The organism is Qipengyuania sp. CAU 1752 (assembly GCF_054482615.1).
The window spans coordinates 2,434,919-2,453,294 of the sequence record NZ_JBTLRE010000001.1; the positions used below are offsets into that span (position 1 = coordinate 2,434,919).

The 18,376-nt window shown below is 61.8% G+C and carries 19 protein-coding genes; 14 read left to right on the forward strand and 5 right to left on the reverse strand.

The genetic code is table 11. The features are described 5' to 3' along the window. Positions 1-52: 52 nt before the first annotated feature. Genes ACXYL9_RS11940 through ACXYL9_RS11950 form a run of 3 tightly spaced genes read left to right on the forward strand, consistent with a single transcriptional unit; the run spans position 53 to position 3,525 of the window. Positions 53-670 carry a DNA-3-methyladenine glycosylase family protein gene (locus ACXYL9_RS11940; RefSeq protein WP_459039711.1) on the forward strand — a complete coding sequence of 206 codons (618 nt, stop codon included), beginning with the start codon at positions 53-55 and terminating at the stop codon, positions 668-670. Between the two features lie 46 nt (positions 671-716). Continuing rightward, on the forward strand, positions 717-2,681 hold the full coding sequence (locus ACXYL9_RS11945) for a S9 family peptidase (RefSeq protein WP_459039712.1): 1,965 nt from the start codon (positions 717-719) through the stop codon (positions 2,679-2,681). 34 nt (positions 2,682-2,715) lie between these two features. Further along, complete coding sequence (locus ACXYL9_RS11950; RefSeq protein WP_459039713.1) at positions 2,716-3,525, forward strand: SDR family oxidoreductase; 810 nt, start codon at positions 2,716-2,718, stop codon at positions 3,523-3,525. A gap of 5 nt (positions 3,526-3,530) precedes the next feature. Here the strand turns inward: ACXYL9_RS11950 and ACXYL9_RS11955 are convergent, their stop codons facing one another. Then, on the reverse strand, positions 3,531-3,821 hold the full coding sequence (locus ACXYL9_RS11955; RefSeq protein WP_459039714.1) for a 4a-hydroxytetrahydrobiopterin dehydratase: 291 nt from the start codon (positions 3,819-3,821) through the stop codon (positions 3,531-3,533). Between the two features lie 62 nt (positions 3,822-3,883). Here ACXYL9_RS11955 and ccmA point away from each other — a divergent pair, with 62 nt between their 5' ends. Beyond that, positions 3,884-4,462, forward strand: coding sequence for a heme ABC exporter ATP-binding protein CcmA (ccmA, locus tag ACXYL9_RS11960; protein ID WP_459039715.1), 579 nt, complete (start codon positions 3,884-3,886; stop codon positions 4,460-4,462). Beyond that, positions 4,459-5,118 (forward strand): heme exporter protein CcmB, encoded by a 660-nt coding sequence (locus tag ACXYL9_RS11965; RefSeq protein WP_459039716.1) that lies wholly within the window; start codon positions 4,459-4,461, stop codon positions 5,116-5,118. Before ccmA ends, ACXYL9_RS11965 begins: the two co-directional genes overlap by 4 nt. On the opposite strand, the gene map is transcribed toward ACXYL9_RS11965, so the two are convergent. Together map and ACXYL9_RS11975 are read right to left on the reverse strand one after the other, a co-directional pair. Continuing rightward, complete coding sequence (gene map, locus ACXYL9_RS11970; protein WP_459039717.1) at positions 5,115-5,945, reverse strand: type I methionyl aminopeptidase; 831 nt, start codon at positions 5,943-5,945, stop codon at positions 5,115-5,117. The two genes, ACXYL9_RS11965 and map, sit on opposite strands and share 4 nt — an antisense overlap. Positions 5,946-5,989: 44 nt before the next feature. Further along, complete coding sequence (locus tag ACXYL9_RS11975) at positions 5,990-6,814, reverse strand: DUF4163 domain-containing protein (protein WP_459039718.1); 825 nt, start codon at positions 6,812-6,814, stop codon at positions 5,990-5,992. A 66-nt stretch (positions 6,815-6,880) separates the two neighbouring features. On the opposite strand from ACXYL9_RS11975, the gene ACXYL9_RS11980 reads away from it, so the two are divergent. From ACXYL9_RS11980 to ACXYL9_RS12010, 7 genes are all read left to right on the forward strand, one after another. Continuing rightward, positions 6,881-8,278 carry a leucyl aminopeptidase family protein gene (locus tag ACXYL9_RS11980; RefSeq protein WP_459039719.1) on the forward strand — a complete coding sequence of 466 codons (1,398 nt, stop codon included), beginning with the start codon at positions 6,881-6,883 and terminating at the stop codon, positions 8,276-8,278. 79 nt (positions 8,279-8,357) lie between these two features. After that, positions 8,358-8,699: a hypothetical protein gene (locus tag ACXYL9_RS11985; RefSeq protein ID WP_459039720.1), complete on the forward strand. Its 342-nt coding sequence runs from the start codon at positions 8,358-8,360 to the stop codon at positions 8,697-8,699. Continuing rightward, positions 8,699-9,631, forward strand: a complete 933-nt coding sequence (argC, locus tag ACXYL9_RS11990) for an N-acetyl-gamma-glutamyl-phosphate reductase (RefSeq protein ID WP_459039721.1) — start codon at positions 8,699-8,701, stop codon at positions 9,629-9,631. Before ACXYL9_RS11985 ends, argC begins: the two co-directional genes overlap by 1 nt. A gap of 245 nt (positions 9,632-9,876) precedes the next feature. Further along, positions 9,877-10,215 (forward strand): P-II family nitrogen regulator, encoded by a 339-nt coding sequence (locus ACXYL9_RS11995; protein ID WP_459039722.1) that lies wholly within the window; start codon positions 9,877-9,879, stop codon positions 10,213-10,215. Positions 10,216-10,240: 25 nt separating this feature from the next. Then, positions 10,241-11,650: a type I glutamate--ammonia ligase gene (gene glnA / locus ACXYL9_RS12000; RefSeq protein WP_459039723.1), complete on the forward strand. Its 1,410-nt coding sequence runs from the start codon at positions 10,241-10,243 to the stop codon at positions 11,648-11,650. Positions 11,651-11,817: 167 nt separating this feature from the next. Then, positions 11,818-12,789 (forward strand): hypothetical protein, encoded by a 972-nt coding sequence (locus ACXYL9_RS12005; RefSeq protein ID WP_459039724.1) that lies wholly within the window; start codon positions 11,818-11,820, stop codon positions 12,787-12,789. A 12-nt stretch (positions 12,790-12,801) separates the two neighbouring features. Then, positions 12,802-13,359, forward strand: a complete 558-nt coding sequence (locus tag ACXYL9_RS12010; protein ID WP_459039725.1) for a fasciclin domain-containing protein — start codon at positions 12,802-12,804, stop codon at positions 13,357-13,359. A 58-nt stretch (positions 13,360-13,417) separates the two neighbouring features. Here the strand turns inward: ACXYL9_RS12010 and ACXYL9_RS12015 are convergent, their stop codons facing one another. Both ACXYL9_RS12015 and ACXYL9_RS12020 read right to left on the reverse strand, forming a co-directional pair. After that, on the reverse strand, positions 13,418-14,248 hold the full coding sequence (locus tag ACXYL9_RS12015) for an arginyltransferase (protein WP_459039726.1): 831 nt from the start codon (positions 14,246-14,248) through the stop codon (positions 13,418-13,420). Between the two features lie 158 nt (positions 14,249-14,406). After that, positions 14,407-15,660, reverse strand: coding sequence for a threonine ammonia-lyase (locus ACXYL9_RS12020; protein ID WP_459039727.1), 1,254 nt, complete (start codon positions 15,658-15,660; stop codon positions 14,407-14,409). Between the two features lie 85 nt (positions 15,661-15,745). On the opposite strand from ACXYL9_RS12020, the gene ACXYL9_RS12025 reads away from it, so the two are divergent. Together ACXYL9_RS12025 and ACXYL9_RS12030 are read left to right on the forward strand one after the other, a co-directional pair. After that, positions 15,746-16,651 carry an NAD(P)-dependent oxidoreductase gene (locus ACXYL9_RS12025; protein WP_459039728.1) on the forward strand — a complete coding sequence of 302 codons (906 nt, stop codon included), beginning with the start codon at positions 15,746-15,748 and terminating at the stop codon, positions 16,649-16,651. Next, the gene (locus tag ACXYL9_RS12030; RefSeq protein ID WP_459039729.1) at positions 16,648-18,306 is read left to right on the forward strand and encodes an amidohydrolase; all 1,659 of its coding nucleotides are present in this window, start codon (positions 16,648-16,650) and stop codon (positions 18,304-18,306) included. The genes ACXYL9_RS12025 and ACXYL9_RS12030 overlap by 4 nt, the downstream gene beginning before the upstream one ends. Positions 18,307-18,376: the final 70 nt, after the last annotated feature.

The window sequence follows — 18,376 nt, forward strand, 5'->3', positions numbered from 1 at the left end:
GCGCTGCTAGGCGGTGCGCTTGCGGAACGCAAGACAGCAAAGGTGACAGGGCATGGGACTGACCCGGGAACAGATCAGGGAAGGTCTCGATTTCGCGGCCGAGCGAGAGCCACGGATCGGCGCTGCGCTGCGCATCGCCGGCTATCCCGAACCACGCCTGCGCCCGACCGGTTACAAGACGCTGCTGCGGACCATAGTCGGCCAGCAGGTCTCGGTCGCTGCCGCGACATCGATGTGGAACAAGCTGGAGGCCGAACTGGGTGAGGATTTCACCCCGTCCTGTCTGCTTGCCCGCGATGACGAGACCCTACGCGCTTGCGGCCTGTCGCGTCAGAAACAGGGCTATGCCCGGTCGTTGTGCGAGCTGGTGGATGATGGCGATCTCGATTTAGACGGCCTGCCGGTGGAGGACGAAGCCGCGATCGAAGAGTTGACCCGGATCAAGGGCATCGGCCGCTGGTCGGCGGAAATCTATCTGTTGTTTGCTGAAGGACGCGTCGACATCTGGCCGGCCGGCGACCTGGCGGTGCAGAAAGCGGTCGGACGCATCATGAGCGAAGACGGCTTGCCTTCCGAAAAGCGTGTGCGTGAATTGGCCGAAGACTGGCGTCCGCATCGCGGTGCGGTCGCAATTTTCTCCTGGCATACCTACAATATGGACGCGATCTGAGCCGCGCCCGCGCAGCCGACTCCCACACTAAAAGCATGGAATTCAGATGACCACTTCGCTTGATGCCTTTCCGCTCATCCCCCGCGATCACCTGTTCGGCAATCCGACCCGCGCCGCCGGTCAGATCAGTCCCGACGGACGCTGGCTGAGCTGGCTCGCGCCACGGGATGGAGTGCTCAACATCTGGATGGCACCAAGCGATGATCCCGACGCTTCGCGGGCGATGTCGGCCTCCACCGACCGGCCGATCCGAGAATATATGTGGGCGCCCGACAGCCGCAGCCTGCTGTACATCCAGGACAAGGGCGGCGACGAGAATTTCCTGCTTTATGGGATTGATGTCGAGAGCGGCAAGGAAACCACTCTGACACCGTTCGAGGACACCCGCGTGATGCTGATCGGCGGGTCCGAGAAATATCGCGACCGCATCCTGATTGGTCTCAATAATCGCGACGCCCGGTTCCACGATGCCTATTTGCTCGACCTCAACAGCTTCGACCTGACGCTGGTACTCGAAAATAACGCCTATGCCGGCTTCATGGCCGATGACGACCTGCAATTGCGGCTGGCGGTGCTGCCCAATGCCGAGGGCGGGACCGACTATTTCCGCATCGTCGACAATGTAGTCGAAGACACTCCATTCAAGTCGACCGGGATCGACGACGCGCTGACCACTTCACCAGCCGGTTTCACCCGTGATGGCAAGACAATCTACTGGCTGGAAAGCGAGGGCCGCGACACCGCGGCATTGCTGGCGATGGACTGGGACAGCGGAGCAACGCGCCTCATTGCCGAAGACGAGCGTGCCGATATCGGTGGCACGCTGCGCGACCGCCAGACCGGCGAGGTACTGGCCTATTCGGTGACCTACCTGAAACGCGAGTGGAAGGCATTCGACGAGAATATCGCCGCTGCTTTCGCTTTCCTTCGCGAACAGCTCGAAGGCGAATTTGGCATTTCCAGTCGGACCGACGACGACCGCAAGTGGATCGTGTCCAACGATCCGGTCGTGAAGCCCGCGGCGAGCTATCTGTTTGACCGCGATGCGGGCACCTTGACCAGGCTTTATACCACGCGGCCCGAGCTCGAAGGTGCTCCATTGCAGCCAATGCACATGCTCGAACTGACCAGCCGCGACGGGCTGACTTTGCCATCTTACCTTACCCTCCCCCCTGGCAGCGACAGCGACGGCGACGGCGTGCCCGATGTACCGGTGCCCATGGTGCTGTTCGTCCATGGCGGGCCGTGGGCTCGCGACGGCTATGGCTACAATAGCCACCACCAGTGGCTCGCCAATCGCGGCTATGCGGTGCTGAGCGTCAACTTTCGCGGCTCGACCGGGTTCGGCAAGCATTTCGTCAATGCGGGCAATCTCGAATGGGGCCGCAAGATGCACGACGACCTGCTCGACGCGGTCGACTGGGCGGTCGAAGCTGGTATCGCTCCACGCGAAAAGATTGCCATCATGGGTGGGTCCTATGGCGGCTATGCCACCTTGGCGGGCCTTGCCTTCACACCCGAAGTCTTTGCCTGCGGAGTCGACATTGTCGGCCCGTCGAACCTGGAAACCCTGCTCGAATCGATCCCGCCCTATTGGGAACCGATGGTAGCGCAGTTCCACACTCGCATGGGCAATCCCAACACCGAGGATGGGCTGGCGATGATCAAGGAGCGTAGCCCGCTCTACAAGGCTGGCGAGATCGTCCGCCCGTTGCTGATCGCACAGGGTGCCAACGATCCGCGCGTCAAGCAGGCCGAAAGCGACCAGATCGTCGATGCGATGAAGGAGGCCGGAATACCGGTCACCTACCTGCTCTATCCGGATGAGGGCCACGGCTTTGCCAAGCCAGCCAACAATATCGCCTTCAGCGCGGTGGCCGAGAACTTCCTCGCCACCAATCTGGGTGGACGGGCAGAGCCGGTCGGCGAGACGCTCGCCAAGTCGACCGCCGAGATACCAGCCGGATCGCAGTTCGTGTCCGGACTGGCCGAGGCGCGCGAGAGCGCCTAGAAACCGGCAAGAAAAACGGGGCTCGGGAGGGATCATGGCGCGCAAGGCAATCTTCATCACCGGTGGCGGTTCGGGCATAGGCCGCGCCATCGCGCGCAAATTCGCAAGCGAAGGCTGGTTCGTCGGGCTCGGCGACATCAGCGAGAGCGGCATGGCAGAAACCGCGCGTATCGTGGGCGAAGACAATACCTATTGCCACGTCTTCGACGTGCGTGACCGGCCCGCCTGGGATGTTGCGCTGGAGGCGTTCTCGATGGCGGCCGGTGGGCGGATCGACGTGCTCGCCAACAATGCTGGCATTCCCATTGGCGGCTCGCTGCACGAAAACAGCGAGGACGAGATTACCCGCTGCCTCGACATCAATCTCAAAGGCGTGCTGTTCGGTGCCCAGGCCGCTTATCCGCACCTGAAGAAAACTGCGCCGGATTCCTGCCTGCTCAACACCGCCAGTGCGGCTGGCATCTATGGCAGTCCAGGCGGCTCTGTTTATTGCGCCACCAAGTTCGGAGTGCGCGGTATTACCGAAAGCCTCGATGGCGAATGGGCTGACGAGGGTATCAATGTCCGCTCGCTGATGCCCAGCTTCATCGACACGCCCTTGCTCGACATGGTGCCCAATGCCCACACCAACGAACATATCCGCAACCGCGTGCAGGCCTCCGGCCTTGAAATCACTCCGGTCGAGGACGTCGCAGAGGCGGCTTGGAGCGCGGTGCATGGCAAGAAATTGCACTGGGTCGTAGGCAAGACCGCCAAGCGCATCGCCTTTGGTGCGCGCTGGATGCCAGGCCGGGTGCGCAAGCAATCGCGCGACCGGGCCAATATGCAATTGCTGGGCGACTGACCCGGCTAGGTCAGCGCATTTATCGCTTTGGCCAGATCGACATCGCGATGCGACAAGCCATCGGCATCATGGGTCGTCAGCGTGATCTCAACGCGGTTGTAGACGTTGAACCATTCGGGATGATGATCGGCCTTTTCCGCCAACAGCGCGACGCTATTCATGAAGCCCCAGGCGGCGACGAAATCGTCGAGCGTGAATGTCTTGACGATCGCATCCTTCCCCTTGGCCATTTCCCAGCCTTCCAGCTGGGGCAGCAACTGCTTGCGTTCATCATCGGTAAGCTTGGCAACAGACATGATTTCCTCCGCTGCGGGCTCCCGCTTGTGAACGCCCGCCATTGCGCTTAGTGCCGCTCGCTATGGAAGCCGCACTCGCCGCATGCAAGCTTGCCTGCCGTCGTGGCGACCGGCTTCTGTTTGCAGGTCTCGATTTCGATTTGAAGCCCGGTGCGCTGCTGCATGTCACCGGACCCAATGGAATCGGCAAGTCGAGCCTGCTGCGCATCCTCGCCGGATTGCTGCGCCCGTTCGAAGGCACTGTCGAGGCGCGCGGCCAACTCGCACTTCTGGACGAGCGGATGGCGCTTGATCCCGATTGGCCGCTCGGCCGGGCGCTGGCGTTCTGGGAACGGCTCGACGGTTGCACCGACCCGGCCGTGCCGATCGCGCTGATGGAGCTGGAGCCGCTGCTAGACATCCCGGTGCGCTATCTTTCGACCGGGCAGCGCAAACGCGCAGCCTTCACCCGCTTGCTCAGTGCGCCGCACGCGATCTGGCTGCTCGACGAACCATTTAACGGGCTCGACGCGGCAGCCTGCGCCAAGGTCCGGGCCTTGATGCAATTGCATTGCGGTGGCGGCGGCATCTGCGTTGTCGCCTCGCATCAGGATATTGCAGTGGATGCGCAGATTCTCGCGATCGAGGATTTTGTCGCATGAGGGTCTTCGTCTCCCTGTTACGGCGCGATTTAGCGCTGCTGCTGCCAGGCGGTTCCCACGGAGGAGCGATCCTGCCGCTCGTCTTCTTCCTCGCCGTAGCGATGCTTTATCCTTTTGCAGTTGGCCCCGATGCACCGCTGCTCGCAAGGACAGGGGGCGGTGTGCTCTGGGTCGCCGCGCTACTGGCGGCAATCCTGCCGCTGGACCGGCTGGTGGTGGAAGATCTGAATGGCGGCGTGTTCGATCAGCTCGCCTTGCGGGGCATTGCCGAAGAGGTTGCGATGGCAAGCCGCCTGGTGGCGCATTGGCTGGCCTTTGCACCCCTGCTCTTGATTGCCTGCTTCCCCGCCTCAGCGCTGCTGGGGCTGGACGGCGAGACACTGTATGTCCTGCTGTTGGGTCTAATGGCCGGCACTCCGGGACTGGCCGCCATTGGCCTGATCGTCGCCGGGCTCATGGCATCCTTGCGTGCCGGGGCGGCGCTGGGCGGTCTGCTGCTCTTGCCGCTGGCGGTGCCGATCCTGATATTCGGGGCTGGCAGCCTGCTGCAGGGAGACCTTTCGGGAATCGCCTTTGCCGCCGCCATCAGCCTTGCGCTGTGTGCTCTTGCTCCCTTCGCTGCCGGGGCCGCGATCAGGGCTGCGCGCGAAAGTTAGCCGTAAGGCGGCTTGTGCAACCCCTTGGGGCTCTCGGTGAAAATCTCGATACCGTTCTCGGTAATGCCGAGCGAGTGTTCGAACTGCGCGCTCAGGCTCTTGTCGCGAGTCACCGCAGTCCAGCCGTCCTTGAGCACTTTGCCCCAGGGCTTGCCGAGATTGATCATCGGTTCGATGGTAAAGAACATACCGGGCCTCAGCTCCGGACCGGTCCCGGCCTTGGCGGCGTGCACAACTTCGGGCGCATCGTGGAACAGCCGCCCCAGCCCATGGCCACAAAATTCGCGCACCACGCCGTAGCGGTGAGCTTGCGCATGGGCCATAATCGCGGCGCCAATATCGCCGAGCCGTGCTCCCGGTTTGCCGGCCGCCTCTATTCCCAGCATCAGGCATTCATAAGTCACATCGACCAGCTTCTTCGCCTTCAGCGGAGGTTCGCCGGCAAAATACATCCGGCTAGTATCGCCGTGCCACCCATCGAGCAGCGGGGTAACGTCGATATTGACGATGTCGCCTTCCTTGAGCGTCTTTTCGCTCGGGATTCCGTGGCAGATGACATGGTTGATCGAGATGCAGCAGCTATGGGTATAACCGCGATAGCCTAGCGTTGCGGGCACCGCCCCGGCATCGAGCATCATCGCGCGGATCGAAGCATCGATGCTGTCGGTAGTGACGCCCGGTTGCACCAGTCCGACCACTTCGTCGAGGATGTCCGCCGCCAGCCGGCCAGCCTTGCGCATCCCGTCGAATCCCTCGGGACCGTGCAGCTTTATAGTGCCGTCGCGCTGGACGTCGTCGTCGCTGGTAATGACCTGATATTCACTCATGGCGGGATATGTAGCGATGCGATCGCGAAATTGCGAGCCGTCGATTACCGGGCAGCAAACGCGTCCCGATAGGCCGGTCGGACCGCTGCCAGCACTGCAGATGTCACCGGCAGAGTGATTTCATACGCGCCCTCGGCATAAGGCCCGACAACGTAAGGGTCGGCGATCAGCCCGATGCGATCGAACCGCTTGCCACTGCTCGACCCGAGTAGAACAGTCAGCTTCTTGACTGCGGGACAGGCATCGAACGGGTTATCCACCGCGTCCAATTCCTCGCCCCGCCGTTTCACTCGCTCCGCGTCCAGGGCCTCGCAATAGCGACCCTCGATGGCATTGGTCAGCGCAGTCGGCGAGGTGAAAAGATCGAGCGGTTGCAGCAGCCGGTCTGTCTCGCGGTCCCAGATCAGCGAGCTTGAACCATAATTGGGATGAGCCCCCCCGGTGTAGCTGTATTGGCTTGCCGACAGGCTGAGGAACCGCGGGGTATCGGCGACGACCTTCCATTCGGTGCCCTCGGCAAAGGCGTTATAAGGAAAGCCGTTTTCGCGCGCTTCCGCCCTGCCCATCCGAGCCGATCGGATCAGCCTGTCGCGCGCCGCTTTCATCTCCTCGTCGAGATGCTCGCGCAGTTCGGGGATCGCCGCGGCAGGTTCGGGATAGGCGTAGTCGAAGGAATAGAGGTCGGAATTCTCCTCGACAGCAACCGCAGACACGTCGGACTGCTCAGCCTGCCCGTCTCCTGCACCTGCCTCACCGGCATCGCTCAGCGCTGCAGCGTCGGCTTCATCCCCGACTTCTTCCGGATCGTCCGATACTGAACACGCAGCAAGCAGCGTCACCGCTGTCACTACAAGGCTGAACCGCCGCATCGCGTTTGACTCCTCTAGGCGCGCTTCCCATTAGCAGTGCCCTACGCCAATCCAAATGGACAAACGATGACCAAAAGCAAGCTTATCAAGCCCGATCAGGATCAGGATGCCTTTGCCATCCATCTCGTCAATGAAGCCGGCTTCGCGGATTGGAGCAAAAGATTGAGCGCTGGACAGCGCGCAGCTTTGGCTGCGCAGAAATTCAGCGGGAGCGGCTTCCAGGTGGGAATAGTCCCCGACGGGGACAGCTGGTTCGCCGTCGGCGGAGTGGCCGATCCCGAGGAATTGTCCAGCTGGTGCATGGCCAAGCTTGCCGAAAGCCTGCCCGAAGGGACCTACCGCCTTGAAGGACGCGAGCCCGGCCCCGCCATGCATGGCTGGCAGACTGCCCAATACCGCTTCACCCTCTACAAGAAAGACGACAACGCGACTGGCCCGCGGGTGCTTCTGACCAAGGACGTCAAGGCCATCGAACCAGCCATTGCCGAAGCCAGGGCGGTCAATCTGGTGCGCCGCATGGTCGATACGCCGGCAGAAGACATGGGGCCCGAAGCGATCGAAGCCGAATGCGAGGCGCTGGCGAAAGAGCACGGCGCCAAGCTCAGCGTTACCAAGGGTGAGACGCTGGAGCGCGAATATCCGATGGTTCACGCCGTTGGCCGGGCCGCTGCGCGCCACCATGCCCCGCGCATGTTGCACCTGACCTGGTCGCGCAAGGGCGGCAAGAATAGCGATCCAGTGCTGACAATCGTCGGCAAGGGGGTGTGTTTTGACAGCGGCGGGCTAGACGTAAAATCGGCCACCGGCATGCAATTGATGAAGAAGGACATGGGAGGGGCTGCTCACGCCATCGCGCTGGCCGGTCTTGTCATGGGCGACAATTTGCCGGTCCGTCTCCACCTGCTGGTCCCGGCAGTGGAGAACGCCATTTCGAGCAACGCCTTTCGCCCTGGCGATGTGCTCAAATCGCGCAAGGGCCTGACGGTGGAGATCGGCAATACCGACGCCGAAGGTCGCCTGATCCTGGGCGATGCGCTGACACGGGCAAGCGAGGAAGATCCTGACCTGATAATCGATTTTGCTACTCTGACCGGAGCAGCACGCGTGGCGCTGGGTCCGGATTACCCGGCCTTGATGTCGCGTCGCGACGAAACCGCAGATGCGCTGATTGCCGCCGGCAAATCCTGCGACGACGAGCCGTGGCGCCTGCCGCTTCCCGATGCCTATGCCGAATGGCTCAAGTCCGACATTGCCGACATGGGTAATGCCCATGGCAACGCCTATGCCGGGGCAAGCGTTGCCGGGCTCTTCCTCGATCGGTTCGTTGGCGAAGGCCTCGACTGGGCCCACTTCGACACCTTCGCCTGGCGCCCCTTCCCCAAGCCAGGGCGACCCAAGGGCGGCGACGCTTACGGCTTGCGGGCCAGCTGGCGGATGTTGCAGAAACGCTACCCGAACAATTAGGGCCGCCGACTTGCGAGCCGCCAGCGCGCCGTATAAGCGCGAAAATTGCGACAATAACAGCAGGGCACGACCAAGGACTGTGAGCGAAAACGCCGCCTATCCCGTTCCGAACAGGCAATTGGGGCTGACCGGCCCGGTTGACAGGCCGCGTCCGGGCACCCTGCCCATTCGCGGCGATGTCGCCCATATTGCGCTCGCGGACCGCTATCTCGTGCCGCATTACGTCGTGCCGCGCCCGATCAAAATTGCCTCAGGCCCGGTGTCTCTGCTGCTGACCGAAGACAATGGTGCCGAGGTGCTTCACGAGCTTGCAACTGGCGACACGCTGGAGATGCTCGACATCACCAGCAGCTGGGTCTGGGGCTGCCTGGGCCCGGATGGGCCGACTGGCTACATCAAGCGCGAGGCGCTCGACATCTGATGACGCAAACCGTCTTCATTGACGGCGCCGTGGGGACGACCGGTCTGGAAATTCGCGACCGGCTGGCCGATCGCGTCGAGTTCGAGCTGATTGTGCTCGACGACGCGAAGCGCAAGGACGCCGCTGCCCGGCGCGAGGCGCTCAACGCTGCCGATTTTGCCATTCTGTGCCTCCCCGACGATGCCGCTGTCGACGCTGTCGCCATGATCGATGGAACGAGCGGGACGCGGATCATCGATGCCTCCAGCGCGCACCGCGTCGCCGATGGGTGGACCTATGGACTGCCCGAACTAACAGGACGAAACGAGGTGGCACAGGCGCGCTTGGTGAGCAATCCTGGTTGCTACCCTACTGGCTTCCTTGCTTTGGTAGCGCCACTCATTCGTGCAGGGTTGCTGCCGTCGGATTGGCCGTTCAGCGTCAATGCCGTGTCGGGATATTCGGGCGGCGGCAAGGCACTGATCGCACGCTTCGAGCAAGAGGAAACCGACCTGGCCTTTCGCGCCTATGGCCTCGGCTTCGGTCACAAGCATCTGGCGGAGATGCAGCGGCACGCAGGTCTAACCGTTGCTCCGTTGTTCGCACCAGCGGTGATCCCGGCTTTTCGCGGGATGCATCTTGAGGTGCCGCTCACCTTGGAAGCAATTCCCGGAACGCCTTCAGCCGACGCGTTGCGCGATTGCCTGCGGGATTTCTACACTGGCAGCGACGTGATCAACGTCAGCGATGATCGGCTCGGCGAGCTTGTCTTGCGCGCGCACGAACACCCGCATGACGACATGGAGCTCATGGTCTTTGCGTCGGAAGACGATACGCAGGCACGGCTGGTCGCCAGGCTCGACAATCTGGGGAAAGGCGCGAGCGGCGCAGCGGTGCAGAACCTCAATCTCATGGCTGGCCTCGAAGAAACCACCGGCCTGAAACTTTCCTGAACTCCAATGCCTATAAAACAGGCAGACCAGCCTGTTGTTTGAGCACTTGAGGTCGGGCGCCTCTGCTGCACTCTTTCGCGTCGACACCGATTGCCCTAGGCATTGGACTTCGCGCCCACCCGGGCATGATTCTGGCACGATTCTTGGATTGTGCGCGGGTGGTTGATCAATAGCCTGCCGCTCGTCGCTTTCGGAACAACTATCGCGCGTCCGAGTCGGTAGCTCATGCAAGGGGACAGGACGCGGTGAAAAAGATCGAAGCGATCATCAAGCCGTTCAAGCTCGACGAAGTGAAGGAGGCGCTGCACGAAGTGGGCGTGTCCGGCATTACCGTGACCGAGGCCAAGGGCTTCGGACGGCAGAAGGGCCACACAGAACTCTATCGCGGCGCCGAATATGTCGTTGATTTCCTGCCCAAGGTGAAGCTCGAAGTCGTGGTGGCCGACGGCATTGCCGAGCGCGTGGTCGAGGCCATTGCAGCCGCCGCGCAGACTGGTCGCATCGGCGACGGCAAAATTTTCGTTTCCTCGATCGAGAGCGCGCTGCGCATCCGCACGGGTGAAACCAACGAAGACGCCATCTGAATTCAATCAAGCAAGGAAATACCCAATGTCCAGCGCCAAAGACGTCATTAAGCAGATCAAGGACAACGAGGTCGAATGGGTCGACCTGCGGTTCACTGACCCCAAGGGCAAGTGGCAGCACCTCACCATGGTCGCCAGTGTCATGGGTGAGGACGAACTGGAAGACGGGCTGATGTTTGACGGATCGTCGATCGCGGGCTGGAAGGTCATCAACGAGTCCGACATGATCCTGAAGCCCGACCTTGAGCGGGTCTATATGGACCCGTTCAGCGCGACTCCGATGATGATCATGTTCTGCGACATTGTCGAACCGGGCACGGGCGAACTGTATTCGCGCGATCCGCGCAGCACGGCCAAGCGCGCGGAATCCTATCTCAAGACCACGGGTATCGGCGACACAATCTACGTCGGGCCCGAAGCCGAGTTCTTCATGTTTGACGACGTCCGCTTCGAGGACGGCTATGCCGCATCGGGCTTTGCCCTCGACGATATCGAGCTGCCGACCAATGCGGGCAAGGAATACGAAGGCGGCAACATGGCTCACCGTCCACGCGCCAAGGGTGGCTACTTCCCGGTCGCTCCGGTCGACAGCGCCGTCGACATCCGTGGGGAAATGGTATCGACCATGCTCGAGATGGGCCTTGCCTGCGACAAGCACCATCATGAAGTCGCCGCTGCCCAGCACGAGCTTGGCCTGACATTCTCGACGCTGGTGAAGACCGCCGACGAAATGCAGATCTACAAGTATGTCGTCCACCAGGTCGCCCATGCCTATGGCAAGACCGCGACCTTCATGCCCAAGCCGATCAAGGACGATAACGGTTCCGGCATGCACACCCACATGTCGATCTGGGATGGCGACAAGCCGACCTTCGCCGGCAATGGCTATGCCGGGCTGTCGGAAAGCTGCCTCTATTACATCGGCGGCGTCATCAAGCACGCCAAGGCCCTCAACGCCTTCACCAACCCGACCACCAACAGCTACAAGCGGCTGGTGCCGGGCTTCGAGGCGCCGGTTCTGCTTGCCTATTCGGCGCGCAACCGTTCGGCTTCGTGCCGGATTCCTTACGGCGCGGGAGACAAGGCCAAGCGGGTCGAGTTCCGGTTCCCCGATGCCATGGCCAACCCCTACCTAGCCTATGCAGCTCTGCTGATGGCAGGTCTGGACGGGATCCAGAACAAGATCCATCCGGGCGAAGCCATGGACAAGAACCTGTATGACCTCCCCCCGGCAGAATTGGCCGAAGTGCCGACCGTGTGTGGTTCTTTGCGCGAAGCGCTCGAGGCGCTCGAGGAGGACCATGAGTTCCTGCTGGCCGGTGACGTCTTCTCGAAAGACCAGATCGAATCATACTGCGAACTCAAATGGGAAGAGGTCGTCCGCGTCGAGACGACCCCCAGCCCGGTCGAATTCGACATGTACTACAGCAGCTGACACAAGGTCTGGCTCGCAAAAACCAATGGGCCGCCCGGGAAACCGGGCGGCCCTTTTTGCATGCCAGTTCTGCGCACGCCTGAGTTCCAGCTTAATAAACGCACAAACGCGACCAACCGAAGAAACCAACGTTGATACGGGTCGTTGTCACGGCAAAGGAACGAGATATGCGTATTTTTCTGACGTTTTCCGCCGCAGTCGCGCTTGTCGCCTCCGGCGCTGTTGCCCAGCCCGGCAAGAATGATGAAAAAGGCAACGGTAAGGACAAGAGCCCTGCTGCCATGTCGCACAAGGCATCGAAGGCAGATCACGGCAATGGTGCGAAAAAAGACAGCGCCAAGCCGGGCCAAAGCGCCAAGGCGGAACGCGGCGACAAAGCCGCGCCAAAGCTGGACCAGCGCAAGGCAGACGGAAATCCCGACAGGATCAAGAAAGTCGGCCCGGCACGCTGGACCGATGGCAAGAACAAGAATTCCGGCAGCGAGAGCAAACGCGACCAAAAGGATCGCCGAGTCGTGGACTATGTCGACCGCGGCGACGATCGCGGTTTCTTCCGGGATTACGACCGCCGCGCCGGTTTGATCGAGGGATGCCCTCCAGGGCTCGCCAAAAAATACAATGGCTGTCGTCCTCCGGGGCTCGCCAAGAAACAAGCTGCCTACAACCCGTCTTGGTTCGGCTATCGCGACTACGGGGATGCCCGTTTCTACTACGATGATGGCGCTCTCATTCGACTGGGCCAGAATGGAGCAATTGCCTCCCTGCTCCCTTTGCTTGGCGGAGCGCTCAACATTGGCAACCAGTGGCCCAGCTATTACCAACCGGTCGAACTGCGGCCCTATTACCAACGGTATTTTGACCTAGAGCCGGACGGCTATCGCTATGCCAATGATGCGATCTATCGGGTCGACCCGCGGACATCGGCGATCACCTCAATTGTCGCGCTCCTGACCGGGGACGAGTTTGTCGTCGGTCAGCCCGCACCCGCCGGCTACGGCGTGTACAATGTACCGCTGCAATATCGTGACCAGTATCGCGATGGGCCGGAAGGCTCTTACCGCTATTCCGATGGCTACGTGTATCGGCTCGACCCCGAAACACGGATAGTCGCCGCTGCAATCGAACTGGCCTTGAGCTGAAGGAAAGCACCTATGAAACTGACAATAATCGCTCCGCTGGCGATGGCGGCTGCAGGTCTTGGCGCATGTAGCGACGGCGCAGGCGATGTGACGGATGACGAAGCGAGGGTCGAAGCCCGGGTCTCTTCGGTTCTCGCCAATGGCGATGATCTGGGGATCTTGAACAAGGCCTTCGAAACCACCGGCCTCGCCACTTTGTTCGATTCACCGGGGGCCAGTTATACCATCCTGGCCCCGCAGGACTCGGCTTTCTCCGGAGTGAACACCAGCGAAGACCTGCCCACTCCCGTGCTCGCAGCAATGCTGCGTGAACATATCCTGCCGGGTCATCTCGACCGTGCTTCGATAGTTGATGCCATCGAGGCGAACGGTGGTCCGGTGACGATGAATACAGTGGGCACTGGGATGATCGAGTTCTCACTCGACGGCGAGACGCTGACAGCCACCCATTCGAACGGCGGGCCGCCGGCTAAACTTTCGGATAGCGACGGCGAAGCGCAGAATGGTGTCGTACTGACGATCGACTCCCTGCTGGTGACGCCGCCAGTGCAGGACAAAAGCGAAGGTTAAATGCGTGATCAGCGCGCCTGTTAGCGCGCGCCACTCAGGACGACGAGGCTCAGGTTGCTCAACCGGCGGTGCTGAATCGGTCGGCTCGTTCCATCTTGGAAGGGGCGACATCATCGCGCTTCTCGGTCGCGCCACGAACCAGTCGGTCCTGCTGCTGTGCCGACATCCGCTCCCAGCCGCGGTTGGTCAATTGCTCGATCGGACGATAGCGGATCTTGTAGTTCATCCGTCCAGACCCCTGGACCCAATAGCCGAGATAGACGAACGGCAGGTTTTCCTCGGCTGCGAACCGGATGTGGTCGAGGATGATGTAATTGCCCAGTCCGCTGCGGCCTTCATGCTCGGGATCGAAAAAGCTGTAGATCATCGACAGCCCGTCACCTTGACGATCGGACAGGCAGGCACCGACCAGCTTGCCTGGTGACCCGTCCTCGGTCGGCTCGCGATATTCGATCACCGTCGTGCTCACCGGCGTGTGCTCGACCATGTCGGCGAAATCCATCTCTTCCATCGCAGCCATTCCCCCTTCGGGGTGGCGAGTGGCGAGGTAGGCGCGCAGCAAGTCGAACTGCTCGGACGTCGCCCAGGGACGGCATTCGGTACGCACGAGGTCGCTGTTGCGTTTGAGCGTCCGCTTCTGCGAGTTGGAAGGTGCAAATTCACCTGCCACCACACGAACCGAAACGCAGGCCTGGCAATCGATACAGCTCGGTCGGTAGGCAACCGTCTGACTGCGGCGGAAACCAATCCGTCCGAGTGCTTCGTTAAGCTGGTCGGCATGTGGGCCCTTGAGCTCGGTAAAGACCTTTCGTTCGGTCTTACCCGGCAGATATGGGCACGGCGCGGGGCTCGTTACGAAAAAGCGGGGGAAGCGAACGGGTGCCGTCACGGCTCTGCTTAAGCTCCTGTCAGGCAGTGTTTCGAAGCAATGCGATGAAGGAACTATGCCCGAGCGAAGGGGCCGGTAAAAGACCCTTAACCATATAACACGGTTAACTATTGATTATTTTACACAATTTCTGAAAGGTTGCTGCCGCGACCCGTCCCTTACTTGGCCAGTTCGACGGGCTGGACCTCGTATCCCTTGTCCCGCAGTGCCGAAACCAATGCCTCCAGCTGCTTCGAGTCCCGCGCCTCGCACTCGATATCGGTAATCAATCCCTTGGCCGGCAGGTTGGTAAATATGCGCTGGTGATAGATTTCGATGATGTTGACATTGTGGGCAGCAAATTCGCCCATCACGCTATAGAGCGCGCCAGGCCGATCCTTCAGCGTGATCCGCAGCCGCGCCAACCGGCCGGCCCGGGCCAGATCGCGCAGCAGCACATTGGCCAACAGGCGTGAATCGATATTCCCCCCGCACAGCACCAGGCCGATCTTGTGTCCGGCGAACGCCTCGCGATTGGATAAAACTGCCGCCAGTCCAGCGGCCCCAGCACCCTCGACTACGGTTTTCTCGATCTGCAGCAGCAGCGAAACCGCGTTTTCCAGGGCTGGCTCGCCCACCAGCAGAATTTCATCGACCTGCTTGGCGATAATCTTCGAGGTGAACTCGCCCGGCGCCTTGACCGCGATGCCTTCCGCGAGCGTGTCTCCGCCACAGGTCCGGTCCAGCCCCTTGACCTTGGCATACATGGACGGGAAGAGCTCTGCCTGCACGCCGACGATCTTCATGTCCGGGCGCAAGGCGCGGGCCACGGTCGACATGCCACTCATCAGCCCGCCGCCGCCGATCGGAGTGACGATGCAATCGAGATCGGGCGCATCCTCGAACATCTCCAGCGCCACGGTGCCGGCGCCGGCTGCGACATGCGGATCGTCAAACGGGTGGACAAAGGTCAGGCCACGCTCCTTTTCGAGCTGTCGCGCATGGGCATAGGCCTCGTCAAATGTTTCGCCGAACAGCTCGACCTGTCCGCCGACAGCTTCGGTCTGCATGACCTTCACCGTCGGGGTGGAGCTCGGCATGACGATAGTGACCGGAACGCCAAGTCGCGTCCCGTGATAGCTCAACCCTTGCGAATGGTTACCGGCAGAAGCCGCGATGACGCCGCGCGTGCGCTGCTCGTCAGTCAGCTGCAACAGCGCATTGAGCGCGCCGCGCTCCTTGTAAGCCGCAGTGAATTGCAGGTTTTCGAACTTCAACCAGATTTCCGCGCCGGCGATTTCCGACAGCGTCTTGGAATGCAAGGTCGGCGTGCGCACGACCGCGCCTTCAATCCGCTTGGCCGCCGCGCGGACATCGTCGATTGTCAGAGACAGCTCTTGGCTGACGGATTCCGTAGGGTCGTTCCTGCTCATGGTCCGCGCCCTACGGGCGAAGAGACCAAGGTGCAAATCGAAAGAATGTTGGCACGGGCAAACATTGCCACTACCCCGCAGCCGCATGAACGAAATCAAGACCATCGCATTCATCGGCCTTGGCGTGATGGGCGGGCCAATGGCGGGGCACCTTGCCCGCGCCGGCTATGCGGTGACGGGCTACAATCGCACAGGCTCGCGCGCCGAAAGCTGGGCGGCCAACCTTTCGGACGAGGGGCTGGGGGTCGCGACTGCGGCCACTCCCGCCGAGGCGGCAGCGGACAAGGACGCGGTGCTGACCTGCGTCGGCAATGATGCGGATCTCGAACAGGTTCTCCTCGGCCCCGATGGCGCCCTGCCTGCAATGGCCGAAGGCGCGCTGCTGATCGACCACACCACCGTCAGCGCTACCATGGCTCGCCGCATCGATGGCGAGGCATCCAAGCGCGGCGTAGCAGCAGTCGACGCGCCGGTTTCGGGCGGTCAGGCCGGGGCCGAAACGGGTGCTCTTGCCGTGATGTGCGGTGGCAGCGAGGCTGCTGTTGAACGTGCACGTGCCGTGATGCAGGCGTTTGCCGCGCGGATTGTCCATGTTGGCCCTGCGGGTGCGGGGCAAACCACCAAGATGACCAACCAGATGTGTATCGCCGGAACGCTCGCAGGGCTGTCCGAGGCAATCCGTCTGGCCCAAGCCTCGGGGCTCGACCTGGACGCGGTCCGTGAGGCGATATCCGGCGGCGCAGCGCAGAGTTGGCAAATGGACAATCGCTGGGACACAATGGCCGCCGGTGAATTCGACTTTGGCTTCGCCATCGACTGGATGCGCAAAGACCTTGGTTATGCGCTGGAGGAGGCACGCGGCCTCGGCCTCAGCGCGCCGATCACGGCTCTGGTCGATCAGTTCTACTGCGAGATACAGGCGATGGGCGGCGCGCGGCAGGATACCAGCGCCCTCATCCGCCGCCTGCCCCAAGGGAAGAAAGATACATGAAACTGCGAACCATCCTTGCGGCCATTGGTCTGGCCGTCATCGCCGCCCCGGCGGCCGCCGACACGCTCATCTTCAATGTCGATGGCATTCGTATCAACGAACAGCGCGAGATCGATCGCTTCGCCGCGATGCTGATCAGCGACGAGGGGCGTATCCTGCAGATTCTCGACCGGAAGGCAAAATTGCCGCCGGCGGAATACGCGGTCGATGGCAAGGGCCGCACCGTCATCCCCGGCCTGATCGATGCCCATCTGCACGTCATGGGGGTAGGTTTTGGTGCGCTGACACTCGACCTTTCGGAAACGCGCTCGCTGGCCGAGGCGCAAGCGAAGATTGCAGAGTTCGCCGCTGCCAATCCGGGCGGACAATGGATCATCGGGCGTGGCTGGAATCAGGAATTGTGGGGGCTGGGGCGGTTTCCGACCGCCGCCGAGCTCGATACGGTCGTGGCTGATCGTCCGGTCGTTCTCGAGCGTGTCGACGGCCATGCGACATGGGTCAACAGCAAGGCGATGGAACTCGCCGGCGTCACCGCGCAAACACGCGATCCGGCTGGCGGTCGGATCGAGCGGGTTGCAGGAACGCGTAATCCTTCGGGCGTATTCGTCGATGCTGCCAGCCCGCTCATTTACAATATCGTTCCCGAACCGCGCCCACGCGAGCGCGACCTGGCCTTGCAGAAAGCGCAGGACAAATTGCTTTCCATGGGTATCACCGCCGCTGCCGATATGGGCACCAGTCTCGACGACTGGCAGGCCTTCCGCCGCGCCGGTGACCGCGGCTCGCTGAAATTGCGAATCATGGCCTATGCCGCCGGGGTCGAGGCGATGGAAAAGATTGCCGGCCCGGGCCCGACGCCATGGCTGTATGATGACAAGCTGCGCCTCAACGGCGTGAAGCTCTATCTGGACGGTGCGCTGGGATCGCGCGGTGCCTGGCTCAAGCGGCCCTACAGCGATGATGCTGGTAATACCGGCTTGCCGATCCTGCGCCCCGACCAATTGCGCAACATGATGAGCCGCGCGGCGATGGATAATTTCCAGATCGCCGTGCACGCTATCGGGGATGCGGCGAATGATGAAGTGCTGTCAGCGATCGAGGAATTGGCCGCTACTTATGAAGGCGACCGGCGCTGGCGGATCGAACACGCGCAGGTGGTCGATCCGGCAGATCTCGGCCGGTTCGGCAAATATGGCATTATCGCCTCGATGCAGCCGATCCACCAGACTTCCGATCGCCTGATGGCGCAAGCGCGGCTGGGCCCGGACCGGCTCGACGGTGCCTATGCCTGGAGAAGTATTGAGGAGGCCGGTGCCCGGCTCGCCCTCGGGTCCGATGCCCCGGTTGAATCGCCCGATCCTTTCGCCGGATGGGCCACGGCTTTCACCCGCGAAGACGCTCAGGGACAGCCGTTCGGCGGCTGGTTGCCACAGGAACGCGTGACGCGAGAAGAAGGGCTTGCCGGCTTTAGCGCCGATGCTGCCTATGCCGGCTTCGCCGATGGTCGCTTCGGCCGCTTGGTAATCGGCGAAAGAGCCGATTTCGTGGTGCTAGACCGCGACCCGATGCTGGCTAGTCCGGAGGGCTTGCGCTCGGCCCGGGTCCTCGAAACCTGGATCGGAGGCGAGCGGGTTTTTGCCGCCGATGGCAAATAAAGGCGCGAACCCTGCGTGTTATCAGCAGAGCGGATTTTAACCTGAAATTTACATTGTCGCGACAATGCCT